The organism is Aquimarina ulvae (assembly GCF_053613295.3).
The window spans coordinates 181,687-203,997 of the sequence record NZ_JBSIBP030000001.1 but is presented as its reverse complement, the minus strand read 5'-3'; the positions used below and the strand labels follow the sequence as shown (position 1 = coordinate 203,997).

20 protein-coding genes are annotated in these 22,311 nt (G+C 33.0%); 11 read left to right on the top strand and 9 right to left on the bottom strand.

Translation table 11 applies throughout. From position 1 onward, the window contains the following. Positions 1-6 precede the first annotated feature (6 nt). The 3 genes from relB to ACWGOQ_RS00970 all read left to right on the top strand — a co-directional run bounded on the left by relB (position 7) and on the right by ACWGOQ_RS00970 (position 3,112). On the top strand, positions 7-918 hold the full coding sequence (gene relB / locus ACWGOQ_RS00980) for a type II toxin-antitoxin system RelB family anti-toxin (RefSeq protein WP_452056681.1): 912 nt from the start codon (positions 7-9) through the stop codon (positions 916-918). Positions 919-1,006: 88 nt separating this feature from the next. Further along, positions 1,007-2,203 carry a serine hydrolase domain-containing protein gene (locus ACWGOQ_RS00975; RefSeq protein WP_452056680.1) on the top strand — a complete coding sequence of 399 codons (1,197 nt, stop codon included), beginning with the start codon at positions 1,007-1,009 and terminating at the stop codon, positions 2,201-2,203. Positions 2,204-2,206: 3 nt separating this feature from the next. Then, complete coding sequence (locus ACWGOQ_RS00970; RefSeq protein WP_452056679.1) at positions 2,207-3,112, top strand: DUF2268 domain-containing putative Zn-dependent protease; 906 nt, start codon at positions 2,207-2,209, stop codon at positions 3,110-3,112. A 359-nt stretch (positions 3,113-3,471) separates the two neighbouring features. Here the strand turns inward: ACWGOQ_RS00970 and ACWGOQ_RS00965 are convergent, their stop codons facing one another. The 9 genes from ACWGOQ_RS00965 to ACWGOQ_RS00925 form a co-directional block, all read right to left on the bottom strand. Continuing rightward, positions 3,472-5,676 carry a peptidase domain-containing ABC transporter gene (locus tag ACWGOQ_RS00965; protein ID WP_452056678.1) on the bottom strand — a complete coding sequence of 735 codons (2,205 nt, stop codon included), beginning with the start codon at positions 5,674-5,676 and terminating at the stop codon, positions 3,472-3,474. Positions 5,677-5,722: 46 nt separating this feature from the next. Next, positions 5,723-6,238, bottom strand: coding sequence for a TlpA family protein disulfide reductase (locus ACWGOQ_RS00960; protein WP_452056677.1), 516 nt, complete (start codon positions 6,236-6,238; stop codon positions 5,723-5,725). 36 nt (positions 6,239-6,274) lie between these two features. Next, entirely contained in the window at positions 6,275-6,898 is a 624-nt protein-coding gene (locus ACWGOQ_RS00955) for a hypothetical protein (RefSeq protein ID WP_452056676.1), read from the bottom strand. 80 nt (positions 6,899-6,978) lie between these two features. Continuing rightward, positions 6,979-7,188, bottom strand: coding sequence for a hypothetical protein (locus ACWGOQ_RS00950; RefSeq protein WP_452056675.1), 210 nt, complete (start codon positions 7,186-7,188; stop codon positions 6,979-6,981). 203 nt (positions 7,189-7,391) lie between these two features. After that, positions 7,392-8,312, bottom strand: coding sequence for an NHL repeat-containing protein (locus ACWGOQ_RS00945; RefSeq protein ID WP_452056674.1), 921 nt, complete (start codon positions 8,310-8,312; stop codon positions 7,392-7,394). Positions 8,313-8,391: 79 nt separating this feature from the next. Further along, positions 8,392-9,510: a helix-turn-helix domain-containing protein gene (locus ACWGOQ_RS00940; RefSeq protein WP_452056673.1), complete on the bottom strand. Its 1,119-nt coding sequence runs from the start codon at positions 9,508-9,510 to the stop codon at positions 8,392-8,394. Positions 9,511-9,603: 93 nt separating this feature from the next. Further along, entirely contained in the window at positions 9,604-10,500 is an 897-nt protein-coding gene (locus ACWGOQ_RS00935) for an aldo/keto reductase (protein WP_452056672.1), read from the bottom strand. A gap of 20 nt (positions 10,501-10,520) precedes the next feature. Further along, positions 10,521-10,880 carry a YraN family protein gene (locus ACWGOQ_RS00930; RefSeq protein ID WP_452056671.1) on the bottom strand — a complete coding sequence of 120 codons (360 nt, stop codon included), beginning with the start codon at positions 10,878-10,880 and terminating at the stop codon, positions 10,521-10,523. A 2-nt stretch (positions 10,881-10,882) separates the two neighbouring features. After that, a complete protein-coding gene (locus ACWGOQ_RS00925) occupies positions 10,883-11,779 on the bottom strand; it encodes a S66 peptidase family protein (RefSeq protein WP_452056670.1) in 897 nt (298 codons plus the stop codon). Positions 11,780-11,882: 103 nt separating this feature from the next. Here ACWGOQ_RS00925 and ACWGOQ_RS00920 point away from each other — a divergent pair, with 103 nt between their 5' ends. The 8 genes from ACWGOQ_RS00920 (at position 11,883) to ACWGOQ_RS00885 (ending at position 22,305) form a co-directional block, all read left to right on the top strand. Then, positions 11,883-13,427 carry a DUF1800 domain-containing protein gene (locus tag ACWGOQ_RS00920; protein WP_452056669.1) on the top strand — a complete coding sequence of 515 codons (1,545 nt, stop codon included), beginning with the start codon at positions 11,883-11,885 and terminating at the stop codon, positions 13,425-13,427. A 7-nt stretch (positions 13,428-13,434) separates the two neighbouring features. After that, the gene (locus ACWGOQ_RS00915) at positions 13,435-15,069 is read left to right on the top strand and encodes a DUF1501 domain-containing protein (RefSeq protein ID WP_452056668.1); all 1,635 of its coding nucleotides are present in this window, start codon (positions 13,435-13,437) and stop codon (positions 15,067-15,069) included. Between the two features lie 685 nt (positions 15,070-15,754). Continuing rightward, positions 15,755-16,915, top strand: coding sequence for a DUF1800 domain-containing protein (locus tag ACWGOQ_RS00910; RefSeq protein WP_458202228.1), 1,161 nt, complete (start codon positions 15,755-15,757; stop codon positions 16,913-16,915). A 7-nt stretch (positions 16,916-16,922) separates the two neighbouring features. Next, positions 16,923-17,165: a twin-arginine translocation signal domain-containing protein gene (locus tag ACWGOQ_RS00905; RefSeq protein ID WP_452056666.1), complete on the top strand. Its 243-nt coding sequence runs from the start codon at positions 16,923-16,925 to the stop codon at positions 17,163-17,165. A 101-nt stretch (positions 17,166-17,266) separates the two neighbouring features. Then, positions 17,267-17,464: a hypothetical protein gene (locus ACWGOQ_RS00900; RefSeq protein WP_452056665.1), complete on the top strand. Its 198-nt coding sequence runs from the start codon at positions 17,267-17,269 to the stop codon at positions 17,462-17,464. Further along, positions 17,419-18,534, top strand: coding sequence for a DUF1501 domain-containing protein (locus ACWGOQ_RS00895; RefSeq protein ID WP_452056664.1), 1,116 nt, complete (start codon positions 17,419-17,421; stop codon positions 18,532-18,534). Before ACWGOQ_RS00900 ends, ACWGOQ_RS00895 begins: the two co-directional genes overlap by 46 nt. Positions 18,535-18,731: 197 nt before the next feature. Next, the gene (gene metG / locus ACWGOQ_RS00890) at positions 18,732-20,798 is read left to right on the top strand and encodes a methionine--tRNA ligase (RefSeq protein WP_452056663.1); all 2,067 of its coding nucleotides are present in this window, start codon (positions 18,732-18,734) and stop codon (positions 20,796-20,798) included. A 19-nt stretch (positions 20,799-20,817) separates the two neighbouring features. Continuing rightward, positions 20,818-22,305 carry a hypothetical protein gene (locus tag ACWGOQ_RS00885; protein WP_452056662.1) on the top strand — a complete coding sequence of 496 codons (1,488 nt, stop codon included), beginning with the start codon at positions 20,818-20,820 and terminating at the stop codon, positions 22,303-22,305. Positions 22,306-22,311 lie beyond the last annotated feature (6 nt).

Below are 22,311 nucleotides of genomic sequence, written 5' to 3'. Positions count from 1 at the left end.
TATTAAATGAAAACAAGTTCTAGTAATTCTACTGCAGAGAATATTACTTCAAAAGAAACTAAAAACTTAAAGATCATGGAACAACCAGCATTAGGCATAAAAATTTCGGAACTCAGAAAGTCTAAAGGACTGACTCAAGAAGAGTTGGTAGAGCAATGTAACATAAGTGTTAGAACTATTCAAAGAATTGAAGCGGGCGAAGTTACACCAAGAAGTTACACCATAAAGACCATTCTATCCGCACTGGACTATGATTTGGAAAAAATACAAACCGAAAATTCTAAAGTAACAAAAGAGTTTAAAAAACTTTTTCTTCTCGAAATAGATGACGAAAAAGAGGCGAGTTTCTTAACAAAACAACTTACAGTTGCATGGATTAGTGGTATTGTATATTTCATTCTAAGTTTTGCAGAGTTTGTAATTGACTATTACCGACTAGAACAAGGTGAAATGATTATCGGTGAACTAATATATATATTATTAAAAATAGTCATACTAATTTCCATTGTACTATTTACTCGCGGCTTTGTTCTTACTGGGAAAATCTTCAAAAACTACTTGCTTAAGATAACAGCATTCATGTTTATTTTTGTAACTGTACTTTTTTATTCCTTTGATATTATCTCTTTGTATATAGGTGTTTTTGATTATCGCATCGTCATAGGAGCAGAATCGATGACATACGGAATCATAGGAATCTTATTTGGTGTATCTATATTCAGACTTCAGAATGCTCTGGGTACTATTGCAAAAGTTACAGCAATTTTTGAAATCATTACCTATGGATTTATGACTACAATATTCCTTTCTATTGTTGGTTTGCTATTTCTTACTCCAACGATTCTACTAGAAATCATTTTGCTTTTTAAAGTTTGTGAAATGATTAAGGAAAAAGAGAAAACATTCCTGGATATATAACCAAAATATCAATTATCCATCAACAATATCATTGAATATTTATTCAATGAGCGGAAATCCTATATCAAATTTTAAGCTAAAAACAGTCATGAAAAAATGTATCATAATTGCATCTATAGTCCTACCAGTACTAGTCATTTGCTTCTTTCTTTTTGAGCCTATGATGACCTATACAACCGGATGGAATAAATTTCCTAGTACTACCAAATTAAAACCGATAAAGCATCATAAAAACAAACTTTCAATAAAAGCTGACCGTATTTTAACCGAAATGTTTTCCCTTCTTAAAGCACCTGGATTTTCTGCTGCTGTTGGAATGAATGGAAAAGTTATTTGGTCTAATGCTATTGGATATCAGAATATTAAAAATAACACAAAGTTAAATATCAATACAAAATTCAGAATTGGAAGTACATCTAAAGCAGTAACATCTTTAGGAGTAGGTGTACTTCTGCAAAATCATAAATTAAACCTAGATTCTAAAGTCAGAGAATTTGTTCCCTATGCGAACGAAACGCTCTCTGAGATAACTATGCAACAACTGGCATCACATACTTCAGGAATACGAAACTATGGTACATGTTTTTGTTTTCCCATTTGGGAACACCAAAATAACGATGAGTATACTTCAGTTCAAGAAAGTGTAGGAATATTTAGTAACTCTCCTCTACTTTTTCTTTCTGGTTCTGATTTTAGCTATAGTTCCTATAATTATACTTTGTTAAGTGCTATGATAGAAGGTGCTTCTGGTAAAGACTTTCTAAGTTTTATGGATGAGGAGGTTTTTAACCCTTTAGGTCTTAACAACATAAAAGGAGAAACAACCTCTTTATCACCAGAAAATGTTTCAAAGTTTTATGAGGTTGATGAAAATATGTACAAAGAAACTTTTAAAGTCAACAATAGTAACAAATGGGCTGGTGGAGGATTTGTTGCTACTCCCACAGATCTTGTAAAACTTGGAAATGCATTTCTCAACTATACACTCTTACATAAAGAAACCACAGAGATCCTTATCCAACCAGTGGCATTGGATTCAGGCAACATAAATGAACAAAATTATGCAATAGGGTGGCGTAACGACTTAACCGAAAAAATATTCGATCATAACCAGAAAGTACAAATAGTTCATCATGCAGGAACAGCTGTAGGATCGACTTCTGTATTTATTTTATTTCCAGAATATAACCTATCGATATCACTACTAATGAATAGAAGTGGTTCAGTATCAGATTTATTCACCTACTCTTATGAGTTAGCAAAAATATTCATTACTAAAAACTAAGACATGAGAAAGTATATTATTTATGCATACATCGCATTGACGAGCCTTTCATCAGTAAATGCTCAAGAAAAGAATCATCAGGTAGTCTTTATGGAAGAATACTACACAGAATATATAACTGCAGCTAAAGAGAATAGCGGAAATCTAAAAAAACTCTATCTCGAAAAAGTAAGACTTCCTATTTTTAATACATTCTTTAAGAGCAGTGAATATGCTTCCTTTGTGTATGATGACCTGGCCAGACCTTCATTAGACATTACATTTCTGGAAAAATCCCTTAAAGGAATTAATAGTCATAAAAAACAGATTGAAAAAATCATTTTAGAAGCACTCGAAAAATCTAATCAATTGCTCAAAAATGAAGGAATCAAAGTATATATATTACCTCCCAGTTCTGAACGGAAAATGATGGCAAAAGATATGAATGGTATTTTTGGTTTTACAGCAGGAAGTAAACAAATTCTAATTAATATCAATACCTACATCAAAGATTGGAAAGAAGCACTATCATACGCAATTGCTCATGAGTTCAATCATACCTGTTGGACAAAAGAAAACTTGGCAAAAATTACCAAATGGACGTTACTAGATTATTTAGTTTTTGAAGGAAGAGGGGATTACTTTGCCAAGTTATTATATCCTAAAGCTAAAACTAAATGGACAGAAACCTTAAACCAAAAAAAGAAAAAAGAACTATGGATCAGTTTACAACCTCATTTGGAGAATCAAGATTTTGGGTTTCAGGCAGAAGTCATGTTTGGATCAAATAAATTTCCTGTTTGGGGAGGTTACAGCTTAGGGTATGACATCGTAAAAAGTGGGTTATCTAAGAATAAATCAGTTAAGCCTGAAATCTGGATTAATTTTAGTGCAGAAAAAATGTTAGAATTCAGTAAATATGGTAAGTAGGAAAAAGATCGACACTTTAGGGTGTCGATCTTTATAGTATTTGAATTCGCTTAAAAAATAGTATAGAGAATTAAAACGGTCCTCCAACAGGCCTACAGAAATACCCTGCACAAATAAGAGGATAGTTACATTCACTGTCCGAATGACAAAAGTCATATAGTTCACCACCTCCACCGTTAACAGCTTATTGTTGTAATTTGTTTAACTGTTTTACTCCTTGCCGAGTTAAAATTGATTTTAACATAATAAAATGGTTTTAAGATTAATTTTTATGACCTTAAAAGTAACAGAATTAGGGAATATTCATCCTTTTATGTCGTATTTATTTTGATTCATCTACCGTATAGCTTTTCAAAGATTTAATTAACCAGTGTATTTTTGACTGATCTTTGATTAAACTCTAAATCTTTCCAAAAACTACTATAAAAATTAGTGGTGGCTAACAACTTTTCATGCGACCCGGAAATTTGAGTTTCTCCATTTTCAATTACATAAATTCTATCAACCATTTTTGGTAAGGAATGTAATCGATGAGATATAAAAATAATTCCTATTTTTTCTTTTATATTTTTTAATAAATCTAGGGAAAACTCCTCAGTTTTTCTATCCATTGCAGAAGTATATTCATCAAGAAGTAATAACTGAGGTTTTTTATATAAAGCTCTAGCAAGTGCTAAAATTTGCTTTTGTCCTCCTGATAAACTAATTCCTTCTTCGCCTATTATAGTTTCATATCCTTGGGGAAATTGTGTAATATATTTATCAAAGCCATATTCTTTACAAAATGAAATAATATTCTCAGGAGTATCTTTACTTCCTAAAATAATATTATTCAATACATTATCATTAAAAATTTTGATATCCTGTTCTATTACCCCAATTTGCTGTCTCCAAGAATCTAAGGTAATATCTTGCAATCTATAACAATTGTTTACTATAAGTTCTCCTTTCTCTTGTTGATAAAATTTCTGTATGATTTGTCCTAGCGTACTTTTACCTCCTCCACTTTCTCCAACTATTGCTATAATTTCTCCTTTTTTAACTTCTAAGGAAACATTTTTCAACAACAAACTCCTCCCTGCAAAACGAAAAGACATATTACGAATTGATAACGAATCAAAATTAAGGATTTCCTGATAACCTTCATTTTCTTTGCCCATTGCTGTAAATTCATACATTCGATTAAAGGCAACTGTTGCTTCATTAATTGGAATAGAAATCAATGCTAAACTCGCTACAGATGGCAATAGAGATCCCGCAACCCCAAGAATGGCGATAAGCTCTCCTAATTGTAGAATACCATAATATACTTTGAAGGAAGTGAAACTAAGTATACTGATCAAAAACAAAACACTAAATATTCCTGAAAACAAGGATAATTTAATATTTATTTTCCTCAAATTCATAACTTCATTTTGATAACTTCCATATATTATTTTGTTTGTTTTCCGAAATAAAAATTGCTTATTATTATTTTTTATGGTTGCAATTCCATTCATTGTCGAAATATAATTACTTTGACTATGAGCTCTAGTTTTCATTACATCTTTTTGCGCCCTGATAATTTTATTATTAAAACCATAAATCAAAAAGAAATAAAATGGTAAACTTATTAGTGCAATCAATCCAGTTTTCCAGGAATAGTAAAACAGAAAACCTAAAGAAACGAATGACACTAAAAGATTTATTACGAAAGTATTAATAACCGTTTGTATAACTTGTTGTATTCGCTTTGTATCATTAAGTCTCGATACTAATTCTCCTATTTTACGAGTATCAAAAAAAGGTTTAGGCAAATACAATAACGAATTGTAAAAACTATCAATGATACGATTATTAAAATCTTTAGCTTGATGCATAAGAAAATAAGACCTTAATACTTGTACAAGTGTTTTAACAATTAACAAAAAACCAACTAAAACAATTCCTGTAACCAATTTATTATAGTCATGTGATGGGAGAATATCATCAATGAGTTTTTGCGAAAAAACAGCCATAACCATTCCTAACACAGCAATAAACAACCCTAATATACCGCTAAAAAAAAGTAGCTTAAAATCTTCTTTTATCAAATTTATAAACCATTCTCTTTTTGCAGACTTCTCTGCCTTAAATTTTATGAAATTTTTATTAGGTACTAGAGTTAAACAAATATTGGATTTCCATATAGTTTCTAACTCTTCTTTAGTGTAATAATCTATGCCTTTGGCTGGATCTCCAATAGTAAATTTATCATTATGATATCCATAACAGACAAGGTAATGATGTAATCTTTCATCGATAATTACATTTAGAATTACTGGCTTATTATGATTTATTAAAGATTGTATATCTGCTTCACACCCTTTAGAATCGAACCCTAATTTATTTGCTGTTTGGTGTAAGCCTAATAATGTAGTCCCTTGTTTTGTTGTACCACTAAATTCTCTGAGTTTTTCCAAAGAACTATTTCCCTCATAGTACTTAATTAAAGATAGTAAACACGCAACTCCACAATCGCTTTCATCATGTTGTAATGTTAGTGTTTTTTGTATCTTTTTTTTATTTATATACTCTTCGTTCATACTCTAAAATTTTACTTAGAATGGCTTTACTTTTACACCTAAAAAACTATTCTAATACATCCAGTATTGAACTTACACTAAGCTGCCCTTTATGTTTTCTTACTAATTCCTGATCCGAATTATAAACTAAAACATAGGGAATTGAAGTAGCATCAAAACGATCTGTAAAATCATCTTTTGTATCAGAAAGGAAAATAACGTTCTCATATTTGTTTAATTTATATCGCTTAGCGAATTCATCAATGAACTCCCTATTTTCTGAGGATACCCATAGTAATTGTACCTTCTTAAACAGTTCTATATTTTCATGAATAGATGTTGCTTCATGTTTACAAAAACCACATGCACTATTGAAATAGATAAAGATTGTCGACCTTGCTTTTGTAAGATTTTTATTAGAGAACTCCTCTCCTTTCAAGGTTTGAAATGAAAATTGAGGAATGTTTTGTAATTTTTTTTGAATTTCAGCCTTATAACTAATTCCAGTACATAGCTCATACCCCATAAATAATAGTAACAAACCCAAAAAACTTATGATGCCTATTTTAAGATATTTTTTCATATGCTATATCGTTTATTGATTTTTTGAATAAATATTTTAACTGGCGTTCAGAGTAAAAAACATTACAGTAACTACCCAAATTAATAATGCTGATCCATAACTACTTGCTACGATCTTTAATGCTTTATCAGTTGAGATTTTAATCTGTTTTCCTAAGAGATATGATAACACAAACCAATATGCTAATTCAAAAAGATTAAGCGTCTGAAACGGATAGATAAACCAAGGAGATAATCCTTCATAACCTACAATATGCAATGCAGAGAAAGGGTAAAAATATTGTACATTTTGATAATCATAATTATTAAAAACGAAAAGCCACAATAACTTTATAAACATTACGATTACAAAAATAAATTCAGCTTTAGCAACTATTGAAAACACCTTTTTGTATTTTATTTCAATATTGAATAGAAATAATCCAACGTACAATATTAAACTTATACTGCTAACCTTTATCAATAGAAAAAGAGCAAAAAAGCAGTATCCTAAATACTTCCATTTTTGTTTTGCTTCCATTATGTCATCTAATTGCTCTAAGGTCAACTGTTCTGACATACTATTATAAAATAACTCATCAACACCCAAAACAAAATTCGAAATAGCAGTAATTATTAAAGATGTGGATACAAGAATGATAAAATTTAATTTGTTTTTCATTTTATTACGGGAATAATGTTAAAGTTGCGATCGATAATAATCTTCTGGACATAAAGAATGTCCAGAAGATATATCCTCTGTTAATCATCACAGCCGAAAACAGCAGGGTTAGAGCTTTCCACATCTTCCCAAGTGGCAGCACAAGCAAGACCTACTCCTGCTCCTAAAGCCCATCCAATAACAGGAACGAAGCCAAACGCTAAGCCCATTCCACCGCATACAAGGTCCGAAGCTCTTAAACAAGTTCCTCCTTGCACATTTTCCATTTGATTAAAATCTAAAGTTTTCATTTTTAAATAATTTTAATTTATGTCTACTCTATTACATGGTTTTCGACTTCCCCAATAGTTAAAAACAAGTCTTTACGACACTCATTACTTGTCTTTCTGATTAGTAGTTCAGAATCAAACAATCTGTTACCCAAAAAAATTAATTACTATATCGAGAATCTTTGTGAGTAAGCAAAAATTCAGTCCTTAGGGATAGTTTAAAATTAATATCCAATCTTACTTTCTATAACCCTTAGATTACTGGTACCTGCATCCGATACATATAATTTCTTACCATTGGGACTTGCCAATATTCCATTTGGAAAATTGAATGTAGCTTCAGAAATATCTCCGTCGTCATTGCCCAAAACACTTCCCGCAAAAACCTCAACATCATTTTCTTTTTTTGGATTGATTTTATAAACTTTATGCTCCCCTAGTTGGGTTGCAAAAAGAAACCCTTTGGCATATGTTAGAAACCCTAAGAAGTTTGCATTAGGAGCTTCTGCTGGTAATTGAGCAATAAAAGACAGCTTTCCATCTTTATATTTATAAATCTTTCGATCATTAAAGTTTCCTATAAAAGCAGCACCCTTTCTATCAAAAGCAATTCCTGCAGGCCCGTTAATTGGTGCTCCTTCATACAATTCTGAAATGGCATGATCTTCTGATAACACATTGATTGTGTTTGTATTATACTCTACAAACAACATATCGTTCGTGCCTGGTATTCTTTTGATACCCGCTGGTGATGTAGCCGGAATGCTATCTAGTTGGATTCCTTCTTCTGAATATTTGTAAATCGTATTTCCGAAATGATCACAAACATACACTTCATCCTTTTTATTAAGACCTATGCCATTTGGAGAGACCAAATTAGTTACGAAAACAGTGACTTCTTTAGATGAATTCATTTTATAGACTGTATTTCCAACAAAATCAGATCCATATAAATTTCCTTTGCTATCTATTCCCAACCCATCATAAAATGAACCTTCTGTTACAGTTTCAACCGTTGTTATTATATTAGGAACTTCTCCTGGTCTACAACCTAGTAAAGAAATGCAAAAAACAAGTGTACATGGTATCGTTGAAAAGTGTACTGCTTTTGTGAGTGCGAAAAAATAATTAACTGATCGTTTCATTTGATATAATTTTTAAAGTTTTACTCAAAATTGAGTTAAAAGTCTTTAAGAATCGACCGAATGTGTACGTTGAAACGTTTTATGAAATTTTTAATGTTTTAATGTAATTACTGGGAGTATCATTCTTAACCATTTTGAATGCTTTATTAAAAGTAGATTTCGAATTAAACCCTGAATCTAAGGACAAGGCTAAAATGGTATGATGAAAGTGTTCTCCATTTTGGATTTTGGAAATAAACTCCTGAACTCTATACGTATTTACATAATCATAAAAGTTACAATTATGTATATTATTAAGTAACCAAGATATGTTGTTAGTAGATGTATTTAACTCTTCTGAAAGATCCTTTAGTGTAAGCGTATTATTGAGGTATATTTTCTTATTAATCATCAGATCTTCTAAGTTTTTTCTCAATACTTCCAATTCTTCTCCGACCAGTCGCTCTTTCTGATCCGTTTTTTTCTTTATGCGCGGAATTCTGAACACTTCGGGTTGTCTAAGGCTAAAAAAACCGATAACATAAATAAATCCCGGTATAGAAATCCAAATCAAATGATAACTTATAAAGCGTAATTCTTGAAGTCTAAGAAAATAGTTCGTATAACTTATGATCCATAGTATCAGAAATACCATAATACCAAGCAAGAAAACTTTACCGAAAGAATATACTTTCTGAGAATAAGAGAGCAGGTTACCTTCTTCTCGTTTATATTTTCTCAGTAATTGATAAGATATAAAAGTGTAAAAAATGTTAGACAACAGACCCACAGTCTCTACAATAAAATAGATTGGGTTAAAAACTCCTTGATTAATCATTATTCCTATTTCTTCTTTAGAATAGTTTAATGTCCAACTAAAAAAGACTATATGAAGAATTGCAGGAATAAAATGATACTTCGGGATCTTGTAATCTGGAGATTCGTAAAAAGTCAATCTTCTTACATAAGTATATAACAAAGGCCCAAAAACAAAAATAAGCGTATCCACAAAACCTGCTATTCTGAAGAAGAAAACATCCTGAAATCTTGGGTAAAATATCCTGCCAACGAGCATTAAAGATGCTATCAGCAATAAAATAGACAAAATCCTATTGGCTGCTTTATTTTTATTGTGAAGTATTGAAAGTGTAATCGCTAGAAAAATACCCTGACTAATTCCTAAAAACAATATTAAATCAATAATTCCGAATGAATTCATACTTGTAGTTTAGAGTTTTCTTTCAAATTTAATCGAAAATCGAAATAAGAGCGACCGATTGGGTACACTCATACCTCTTTATGAAATATAAAACTATCTATGATTTTTATACGAATGTCTTTTAACCTTCTTCTGAAGCTCCATATACGCTTCATTTGTTAATGAAGTAGCATCTGAGGCCTGTATACATTCAAGTAATTGTTCTTTGGTACGGATACCAATAACAGCAGAGGATATTGATGGATGCCTCAATACATATTGAATTGCAGTCTGACCGATTGATTTATCTTCTCCAGATACATTTTTTAATACTTCAATTGTGTTTTTCACTTGGGAAGAAGAGTAATCCAGATATTCTTTTATCGGTTTACCAGCTAACAGTCCTTTGGCAATGGATCCTCTTGCAAGTATACCAATGTTATTTTCTTGTAATAAATTTAAACATGATTCTTCGGGTCTTCTATCCAAAAGACTATACTGCATCATTACACTAGAGATTGTAGACTTTTTTACATACGCTCTGATTACATTGGGACGAATAGAAGAGATACCATAATATCTAATCTTTCCTTCCTGTTTTAATGTTTCAAAAGCATCGATAGTTTCGTCTATTGGATCTTCAATTGTTCCTCCATGTAATTGATATAAATCAATATAATCCGTTTGTAATCTTATTAAACTTTTTTCTACAGATCTTACTATATGTTTTTTACTAGGATTCCAGTCCCAGCCATTACCATCTTCTCTAAGTTGGTTTCCTACTTTTGTACCAATAATCACTTGATCTCTTACTTCTTTAATAGCGGCACCTAGCATCATTTCATTTTGGCCATTCTGGTATAGGTCTGCAGTATCAAAATAGTTAATTCCTTTCTCAATTGCCAAATGAATTAATTCCTTTGTGTTTTCAATATCTTCTGATAGTGACATACATCCAAACGAAATTTCGCTAACCTTCAATTCTGAATTCCCCAGTTTACAATAGTTCATCTCCTTTATCTTATTTTGGATTAAAAATGGTAAAATGCATCCTCAAGATGCTCTATTTTGGTTCCCAGTTTATTCTTTATGATGGCAACAATATCAAAGCGAACTTCGACATCCAGATCATTCTCTACTATATAATGATCAATAGCTTTTACTAATAATTGTATTTGTTTTGGCTTCACAAAATCCTGAGGGTCTCCAAACTCAGGAGTACTTCTGGTTTTTACTTCAGCGACAATAATGATATTTCCTTTTTGGGCGATAATATCAATTTCGGCTTTTTGATATCTGTAATTCTTTTCCAGAATAGTATACCCATGCTTTTTCAGAAAATCAACGGCTAGTTTTTCACCTTCTTTTCCAAGCGCATTGTGTTCTGCCATACTTATTTATACTTTAATATTACTGTTTTATCAGAAACATCTAACCCAACTTCTGCTCCTAATACCAGTGCTCTATTATCTTCTATATGACCCATAGGGAAATCAAATGCCACCGGGAAATCGTATTCTTTTACAATGTCCAAAATAATTTCTTTAGCGTTCTTACCAAATGAAACATTATTATCGTGCATTTTTGTCATTCCACCAATAATTAACCCTGATAATTCATTAAAATATCCATTGCGCTTTAAATTCTGTAGCATCCTGTCGATATGGTATAAATATTCGTCCAAATCCTCAATACAAAGTATCTTTCCCTTGCAGTTAATAGCTGATTTGGAACCGCAAATCGAGTATAAAATTGACAAATTTCCGCCTATCAACTTACCATTACAATTACCTGATTTGTTCCATTTCGAAGAAGGAATAATATAATCTTCTTTTCCTCCAAATAAAGTTTCACAGAGTGATTGTCTGGATGCCTCAGTACACTTATGAATATCTACAGGCATTGCAGCATGTATGGTTGAAATGTTTAAATTATGTATATGAGCATGTAATACCGTAATATCAGAATATCCTATGATCCACTTAGGGTGTTTGATAAATTTAGAAAAATTCAGGTGATCTATGATACGTACTGTTCCGTACCCTCCACGAGCGCACCAAATAGCTTTGATTTCTGTATCATCCAACATGGCCTGAAAGTCCAATATCCTATCGTTATCGCTTCCTGCAAATTGATTGTTTTTCAATCCTATAGTTGCACCAATAACAGGACACAAGTCCCAGTTTTTCAGAATATTAATTGCTTCATTAATTTCTTTCCGGGTAATTTTTCTTGCTGTAGAGACTATTGCTATTTTATCTCCTTTTTGTAAAAAATCAGGGGTCAACATTTCTTAAAATTTCAATTTAAGATACTAATTAACAAATGTTTTCGTTCTAAACTATTATATTACAGTGAAAATCGTCCCTTAACACTAATAAACCTATTTGCCTATGATCTCTGATACTTCTTGTAACTTAGCATCCTTGGATCCCTATGTTCCGACCGCAGAGAACCCTTGGAATGTAAGTAAAATAAATCATTTATACCGGCGGGTCGCCTTTGGAGCCTCCAAACAACAAGTAATTGATGCTTTAAACCAAAATAATCCATCAGCGTTAGTTGATTCGTTAATTGATGAAGCTATTGCATTAGCCCCTAACCCTGCTCCAGAATGGGGTTTCTGGAATCGTGATCAGTTTGAAGCTGCCGAAATGGCCAATGAAGATAACGACATTCGATTTTACCAACGAGAAGGTAAAAGACAAATGATCTATGATTTCTTACAAAATGGATTGAGAGATCGGCTGACCTTATTTTGGAGTAATCATTTCGTTACTGAAGATCAAGTCTATAGAAGTCCAGCGTATCAATATCAATATTATAACCTGCTGCAATTACATGCACTAGGTAATTTTAGGGAGTTTGTGTTCGATATCGGTATATCTTCTGCCATGTTGGTATATCTAAATGGTAATGAAAACACTAGAGATAGACCCAATGAAAATTATGCACGAGAGCTTTATGAGCTATTTACGTTAGGTGTGGATAATGGATACAATGAAGATGATATTATAGAAACCGCTAAGGCCATTACTGGTTGGGTAGAGACGAATGATATTCCTTGGGGACCTATTACATTTAATCCTGGACAGTTTAGCAACGAAACTAAAAGTATTTTTGGACAAACGGCTAATTTCGGATATTATGGCCTTGGTAGTCCTGATGATGTAATCGCTCATTTATTTACGCAGCGAGAATTACTAATTGCTAATTATATCTGTGGTAAGTTATACACGTATTATGTAAGTGCGACATGTAATGAAGCAATAGTTGCACAAATGGCACAGACGTTTATTGACAATAATTTTGAAATAGCCCCAGTGCTACGTCAGCTTTTTAAAAGCGAACATTTTTTTGATCAAGATGCAATAGGCGCAATCATTAAAAGCCCTATAGACTTATTTGTTTCTTTTTTCAATCAGCTACATTTCGAATCACCACCTACAATTGATTCTTTAAACTCTTTATTGGGGAGAACCACAACTATCGGTCAAGAAGTTCTTAATCCAATTGATGTAGAAGGCTGGCAAGGCGATGAAGATTGGATTAGTCCGGATTATTTAATTGGAAGATGGGAAGGTGTTCAAAATATTCTTAATACTTTTTACTCACAGAACCAAACACAATTTGGTGATTTCCTAAATGGCCTGCCTATAGGGACATTGGCAGATGGCTTTGTAAATAATAGTTTACAAGGAGAACAGGTAGACATTGTCGTAAAAGCAATTCTGGATTATTTCCTTCCAAGAGGACTGGAGGATCAAATCTTATTTGACGAAGCCTTGGCTATTTTTAAAGAGTTTTATCCTGAGAATTATTATGAGCCAGATGCTGTTGCTCCCTTTATTTGGACATTGGATTTACCAGGAGTTCCTGATCAATTCTACGCCTTACTGAGCCATATAGACGAAGTTCCTGAATTCCAACTTAAATAATAAACTTATGTGTAGTACACACCAACATAAAAATATAAAAGAAACAAAACACACTTCAAAAGAAGGGGTTTGTAATCCGGATGAACACAAAAAATGGAACCGTAGATCTTTTTTACAGGCCTTAGGTCTTGTAGGAGGAGGATCTATGATGCTCGCAAATACTAATCTTACTGTTTCCAGGCCATCTCCGCTATCATTAGCCTTGAGTCAAGCCGAAACCGACAAAATATTAATCATTTGTAGATTGGGAGGAGGAAATGATGGTTACAATACCATTATTCCTGTAAATCAATATGATATTTATGCAAACGCAAGACCTCTAATTAAAATTCCTCCCAGTGAGTTTATAAATCTGGAAGAAAATGAATACGCTATGCCTAAGCCTATGAATAAATTAGAAAATTTATGGGGTGATGGGATGATGAAAGTAGCTCACGGAGTTGGTTACGAAGACCAAACTTTATCGCATTTTAGGGGAACTGATATCTGGGCGAATACAAATCTTGTAGAAGAAGAACGATCTGGTTTTATGGGCAGGTACTTTCAGGACTTATATCCTAGCTATATTACGAATCCGCCAGAAAGTCCACCGTCTATCCAGATTGGTAGCCTTGGTAATCTTATTTTTAGAGGTCCTGAAAATGACTTTTCTTTTGCTATTTCGGATCCAAGACGATTAGAAGAATATATAGACAATCTCGGTTACAGCTTAGATCCTGCTCCAGATTGCACATATGGAGATCGACTCAATTTTATACGGGAAAGCACTAATGTTACCTATACGTATGCCGAAGCAATTTCTGCAGCTTTTAATCGATCAACTGATTTTGGCGGATATCTGGAAGATGACAATTTTGCAAGGCAAATGAGAATAGTTGCTCGATTAATTAAAGGAAATCTTGGAACGAAAGTATATATGGTTACCCTAGGTGGCTTTGATACTCATAACAATCAGATACAACGCCATCAAGAGTTACTAAATTCATTTTCAGAGGGCATCAGTAACTTCTATGCAGATTTGCAGGCCTCTGGATGGGATGATAAGGTATTAACAATGACGATCTCAGAATTTGGAAGAAGATTAGTAGAAAATGGTTCTCTAGGAACAGATCATGGAACTGTAGCCCCTATGATGTTTTTTGGAACGGGATTGAATGGTAACGGTTTTATCGGAGAACACCCTACACTCCCATCAAATCCAACCGTTGGTTTTAACGCAGAAAGTACCAATGATTTCAGACAGATTTATTCTACTATCATGAAAGAATGGTTGTGTATTGATGAAGATACCGTTAACAGAGCGCTGCTCGGGGCAGAATTTGAATCCTTGGATTTAGGCTTTACCTGTGGTGGAGTAAGCCCCAACATCCCCGGTGATGGAGAAACACTGTCGCATATAGTAACTTATGATGGTGGACAAACCTTTATTAATATTAATAACCCAGAAACGACTCATGTCGATATTACATTATTTAATATCATTGGACAAAAAGTAGCAACGTTACGAAATGAAATGCTTTTGGAAGGAGATCATATTATCGATGTTAAAGAGTCCGCAGGCACTCGGTTAAGCACGGGTCAATATATATACAGAATTGAAACCGGAACAGGAGAGTTCAGTAAATCTCTGTTGATTTCTTAAAAAGGAAAATATTACTTTTTTAAAAAGCGCTAATTATAAAAATTAGCGCTTTTTTGCGTTACCACAAGTTTGAACATCTGAATTACAAAAATCTGATTTTAATAAAATTATAGGTTTTTTAGCATTTTTTAGTAGTCAAATAACTGTCAAAAAAACAAATACTAACTATATGGCAACGGATACTAAAAACATTACCCCATATCATCACGAAATTCATAGGTTTATAAAGATTGTTCTAGGCAGTATAACTGTTTGGCAGAAATAGAAAACAAAACCAAAAATTATCCCAATAAGAGCTAAACGTTTCTTAACCAGAAACTAACTATCAAATAATTACGTTTCAAAAACTAAACTAACAGAAATACTCTTAACTAACACAAACTTCTATGTTGACAACAAATAGTTCATGTAATGTTGCTTCATTAAATGTCTATTCTCCAACAAATACAAATCCCTGGAATAGACAAAAGGTTACTCACATGTATAGAAGACTTGGTTTTGGTGCATCTCCAGAGATGGTAAATAGTGCTCTTAATCAAAACCCTTCCATTCTCATTGACAATCTAATTGATGAAGCCCTAATCTAAACCCAACTGCCGCACCTGAATGGGGTTACTGGATAAAAGATGACTTCGACGCTACGCCTGAAAATGCTTTTGCATACAGAAGGGATTGGAAAAATCAAATGGTAGCAGACATGTTTCAAAACAACCTTAGAGACCGTTTGACTTTGTTTTGGAGCAATCATTTCGTTACTGAAGATAACACCTATCAAAGTCCTGCCTATCTATTTCAATATTACAATCTGTTGCAACTCCACGCTTTGGGAAATTTCAAAGACTTTACAACAGATATTGGGCTTTCTTCTCCTATGCTCATTTATCTCAATGGATATGAAAATACAAAAAACAGCCCTAATGAAAATTATGCCCGAGAGCTTTATGAGCTATTTACTTTGGGTGTAGATAATGGATATACTCAAAATGACATTGTCGAAACTGCAAGAGCCTTAACGGGCTGGAACAAAAGAGAAGTGCGATGGGAACCAATTACCTTTAATGAAAGTAAATTTGACAATGAAGAAAAATCAATTTTTGGTCAAGTTGGTAACTGGGATTATTATGAAGTGATCAGAATTTTGTTTGAGGAGAAACCACAACAAATAGTAGAATTCGTATGTACTAAACTCTATCGGTATTTTATTAGTCCTTCGGTAAATGAAGATATTGTAAACCTATTAGCTCTTGTATTTCGAGATAATAATTTTGAAATAGCACCAGTATCGAGAAAATTATTCAAAAGCGAGCATTTTTTTGACGAAAAGAGCCAAGGTGTTTTTATCAAAAGTCCTGTTGATCTTCAGGTAAATTTTTTTAAAGATCTAGACTTTGAGCTGCCAGTAGATTTTGATTTTAATAATAAAATACGAAGTGGATGCCAGGAATTAGGTCAAGAATTGTCAAAACCAATTGATGTTGCTGGTTGGCAAGGAGATAAAGATTGGATAGACTCTAGCACCATTACTACAAGATGGGACAGAATAGGTTGGTATTTATGGAGATCATGGAGACATGATGAAGAAAAATTTAGGACACTTGCAATAAATATTATGAGCGGTAACTCTAATGATGTGGAACTTATCTCTAGATCAATTTTAGATAATTTCCTTTCTAAAGAACTACTTAGTGCCACCGAATATGATCAAGGTTTAGAAATTTTTAAAGATCAAGTTCCTGAAAACTATTTCGAAGATGGTACCTGGAGTCTTAATTGGGATACTGCTCCCAGACAAGTCTACCAGCTTTTACGGTTTCTCATAACAATTCCTGAATTCCAACTTAAATAAAAAAATCATGTGTGATACTCATTATAAAAACTTCACTCCAAAACCTGGTAGTTGTAATAATCAGGAACATAAAAAATGGAACCGACGGTCTTTTTTGCAAGCTTTAGGTATTATAGGTGGTGGTACAGTAGCATTTGCTAATACAGCCTTATCTGTATCAAAACCATCACCATTATCAGCTGCACTAAGTGACTCAGAATCAGATAGAGTCTTGGTAATTGTAAGACTTAAAGGGGAAACGACGGTCTAACCACTGTAGTTCCTATTAACCAATATGATACATACGCTACTGCACGTCCTAATATAAGAATAGCAGAGAATCAACTGTTTAAACTTAATGATGATTATGGAATGCCCAATTATGCGAATAAATTCGAGAAGCTATGGGGAGAAGGTCAAATGAAAATAGTGCACGGTGTTGGGTATGAGGAAAGTGCCCTATCTCATTTTACAGGCTCTGATATTTGGGCAACCTCTGATGTGACCGATCAAGAAAGTACCGGATGGATGGTAGATACTTCGAAAACCTATACCCAGATTATTTACTAAGTCCACCAGAACGACCAGCAGCTATTCAGATAGGAAGTACTGGTAACTTAATATTTGATGGTGATCAAAATAATTTTGCGTTTTCTGTGGCAGATCCCAAAAAGCTGTATGAAATTGCTCAAAACGGATCTCTTTATGATCTTAGCAACCTTCCAAATTGCACGCACGGAGAAAAGGTGGGGTATCTAAAAGGTGTTGCAAATACTACTTTTACTTATGCTGGTGTCATCAATGATGCGTACGAAAGTACTTCTGATTTTGGAAATTATCCGGATAATAAATTATCACAACAATTAAGTGTTGTTTCTCGACTCATAAAGGGTAATTTAGGAACAAAAGTATATTTTGTAACCTTAGGAGGTTTTGACACTCATAACAATCAATTAGAAAGACAACAGGAACTGATGACCCAATTATCAGAAACTATGTCTTATTTTTATGATGACCTAAAGGATGCCGGGTGGGACGACAAAGTTGTTTCAATGACCATTTCAGAGTTTGGAAGAAGAGCAAAAGAAAATGGATCCCGCGGAACTGACCACGGTACCGCCGCACCTATGATGCTTTTTGGAACTGGGTTGGACGGTAATGGTTTTATTGGAGAGCACCCTGATCTATCCAATTTAAATAGAAATGGAAACCTTTATAACACCAATGATTTTAGACAAGTATACGCCTCAATAATGAAGGAGTGGTTATGTATTGATGCTAATATCGTGAATCAAGTACTGCTTGATCAACAATATAATCCGCTCGATTTAGGTTTTAACTGTAATAGTCTCGGAACAGATGAAGAAATACCAAATCCTACAAACTTCAACCACGTAGTAACCTATTCTAATAATCAATCTTTTATTCATATAACCAATGCTCAGGCAGGTCATACCAATATCGATTTATTTAGTATGACAAGACAGAAAACAACTAACTTAAAAAGTGAAATCCTTTTAGAGGGAGCACATGTAATAAATGTTAAAGAAGCTACTCGAACAAGACTATCTGAAGGGTTTTATGCCTATAGAATAACAAAGGGTAAGCACCGATATAGTAAGTCTATAATCATTTTGTAATTGGATTAAAAACATCTAATTATATCGTAGACAGTATCAGGTTTTTTTCTGAATCTAAAACCGTTATTCCTTTATGTCCAAAAAATTCCAAAATTCATTTCATATAAAAGCAGGACATAAGATTCGTATTAATTAACTAAAGCCTGCATAATTTAACATAGTCTTTATTACCTTTGTGCCTTATTTTTACAAGCATTATGAGCGTACCTAAGAGATACACAATTACATCAGCATTACCATATACTAATGGACCTATTCATATTGGACATTTAGCAGGAGTTTATGTTCCTGCGGATATCTATTCTAGATATCTTAGAATTACCGGAAATGACGTAGCATTTATTTGCGGGAGTGATGAGCACGGTGCTGCGATACCAATGCGTGCAAAAAAAGAAGGAGTTTCTCCTCAAGTAATTATTGACAAATATCACGCGATCATCAAAAAATCTTTTGAAGATTTTGGAATTACCTTTGATAATTATTCTAGAACCTCTGCTCCTATACATCACGAAACGGCTTCAGAGTTTTTTACGAAGTTATACGAAGATGGAAAATTTATTGAAGAAACTTCGGAACAGCTATATGATCCAGAAGCGGATCAATTTCTTGCAGATAGATTTGTAACAGGTACATGCCCAAAATGTGGAAATGAAGAAGCATATGGAGATCAATGTGAAAATTGTGGTAGTTCGCTTAATGCAACGGATTTAATCAATCCAAAATCAACCATTTCTGGTGCAAAACCCACATTAAAACAAACAAAACATTGGTTTTTACCACTAAATCAATATGAAGATTTTCTGAAAGAATGGGTGCTGGTAGGTCACAAAAAAGATTGGAAAACTAATGTATATGGACAAATAAAATCATGGATAGACGATGGTTTACGACCAAGAGCTGTAACACGTGATTTAGATTGGGGGATTCCTGTTCCTGTTGAAGGTGCAGAAGGAAAAGTATTATATGTCTGGTTTGATGCTCCTATTGGATATATATCCTCTACCAAGGAGTGGGCAGAAAGAGAAGGAAAAGACTGGGAACCATATTGGAAAAATAAAGATACCAAGCTTGTACATTTTATAGGTAAAGATAATATTGTATTTCACTGTATCATATTCCCTAGTATGCTAAAAGCAGAAGGAAGCTATATTTTACCAGAAAATGTTCCTGCCAATGAGTTTTTAAATCTGGAAGGGAATAAACTTTCAACTTCTAAAAACTGGGCAGTTTGGCTACACGAGTATTTAGAAGATTTTCCTGGCAAGCAAGATGTATTAAGATATGCGCTTACTGCCAATGCTCCGGAAACTAAAGACAATGATTTTACTTGGAAAGATTTTCAGGATAGAAACAACAATGAATTAGTCGGAAATTTCGGAAATTTTATCAACCGCATTGTTGTATTGACCAATAAATACTATGAGGGCGTAGTACCTGCACCAAACGAATTTTCTGAAATAGATCTGCAAACCTTAACCGAGTTAAAGGCCTATCCAAGCGTTATCAGCAGTTCAATAGAACGGTATCGTTTTAGAGAAGGTTCACAAGAACTACTAAACGTTTCCAGGTTGGGTAATAAATACTTGGCGGACGAAGAACCATGGAAATTGATGAAGACGGACCCAGAACGTGTAAAAACGATTATGTATGTCGGACTACAGATAGCGGCAGCTTTAGCTACACTATCAGAACCCTTTTTGCCGTTTACTTCTCAGAAATTAAGAAATATTCTGGCTGTCAATTCTGATAATTTAAATATAAACTGGAATGATATTTCTACTAAGGAAGTTTTACTCCAGACAGGTCATACAATAGAAAAAGGAGAACTTTTATTCTCTAAAATTGAAGATGTAGCTATCCAAAAACAACTGGATAAATTAGAAGCAACTAAAAAAGTAAATGAAGCTGAAAACAAAACCGTAGCACCACAAAAAGAGACTGCAACTTTTGAGGACTTTACAAAAATGGACTTACGGGTTGGTACCATTGTTCAAGCTACAAAAATGCCAAAAACCAAAAAACTATTGGTACTGAAAGTAGATACTGGAATCAATATCAGAACGATCGTTTCAGGAATTTCAGAACACTTTAAACCAGCAGATTTGATTGGTAAAAAGGTAACTGTTCTGGTAAATCTCGCCCCGAGAAAATTAAGAGGTGTTGAAAGTGAGGGAATGATTTTGATGACAGAAACTCCAGATGGAAAATTAGTATTCTTAAATCCTGATGAAAATAATGTGAGTCCCGGTGCTATGATTAGTTAATTATTTTAGAATAGATCTTATGAAAAAACATTTTTTTTTCCTTCCATTTCTTCTCACTGTTCAACTATCCTTTGGCCAGGAAAAAGTTTTTGAAATCACAGATGCTTTTTCAGAAAAGTTTTTGACATATAAGGAATCTTATGCAATCCCTAATGAGGAAAATAAAAATTTGTTGATCTTAACAGAAGAAGATTTCAAATTATCTGCGTATTTATTAGATTCTCAATATGGACCAAAAGCAAAAATAGAAACCAAAGCTTTACCTCCTCGTTATAAGAATTTAATTGGTTATGATATTCGAGATAATCTATATTCAGTATTCTTCACTAATAGCAGGAACACCAAATTTGGTGTTTTACAATTTGATATAAATAAGCAAACAGCTACCCAAAGAATATTAAATTTCAAGTTAAAAAAAGAAAAATATATAGAAAGCGTAATCTATAAAAATAAAATATATCTATTATCTATTACGAAAAGATCATCTGATCTGAATATATATACTTTTAATGATTCCTTTACCGCTGAAAAAAAAGTCATTTCACTAAATAGTGTTGAATATCCAAGCGAATTAACACAAGGTATTACAAGAAAAGTATATAATATGCTTACAGCGGGATCAACTGACATCTTTAATCCGACGGTCAATATTGCTAAAATTGAATCAAGAAATCCAAACGTTATAGAGACAACCTCTAAAAAAATTAAGTTATATCGATCTGATAATGAGATTGCAATAAGTTTCGATAATAGTGTAAAGGAAACTAAAGTGTGTTTTATTAATCTTGACACCTACGAATTGACTTATAAATCATATGATCAACCTGCAAAAACTGAACAAGGCTTTGCGAAAAGTAACTCTTATATTTTTGATAATAAACTTTTTCAAATTTCAAGTTCACGTCAAAAAATGAAATTTCGTGTATCTGATATTGAAACTAAAGAAATTATAAAGGAGTATAGATTGAACAAAGAAGATACAATCGATTTCAAAAATTCCCCTATTCTACAAGAAGGAGGGGGAATGTTTCCTAGTATTACCTCGAATCGAGTTCGAGAAATGGAAAAAACTGCTAAGTATCTAAGAAAAATTACCGCTGCAGATCTAGGGATATCCGTTTACAAATTAGGAAATCAATACAACATCGTTCTTGGTGGAACTAAAGAAATAAATGGTGGTGGCGCAATGACCATTGGTTTTGGAGGTGCAGTAGGCGGCGCTGTCGCAGGTTTTGGAAACATTACTGTAGGATTTAATCCAACTTTTTATGGGTACAATGGATATTCTACTTCTAAATCAACCTACATTAATTGTCTATTTGATGAAAATTTTGATCATTTAGAAGGTGATATTCAAAAAAACAAATATGATATAATTAATGATTTTGAAGATACATTGAGCGAAAATATTGAAGCGGTGAATGTTTTTTTACACGATAACCAAATTCATTATAGTTTTGCAGATCCGAAAGATCATAGTTATCAATTATATAGGTTTAAAGAATAACTGCCT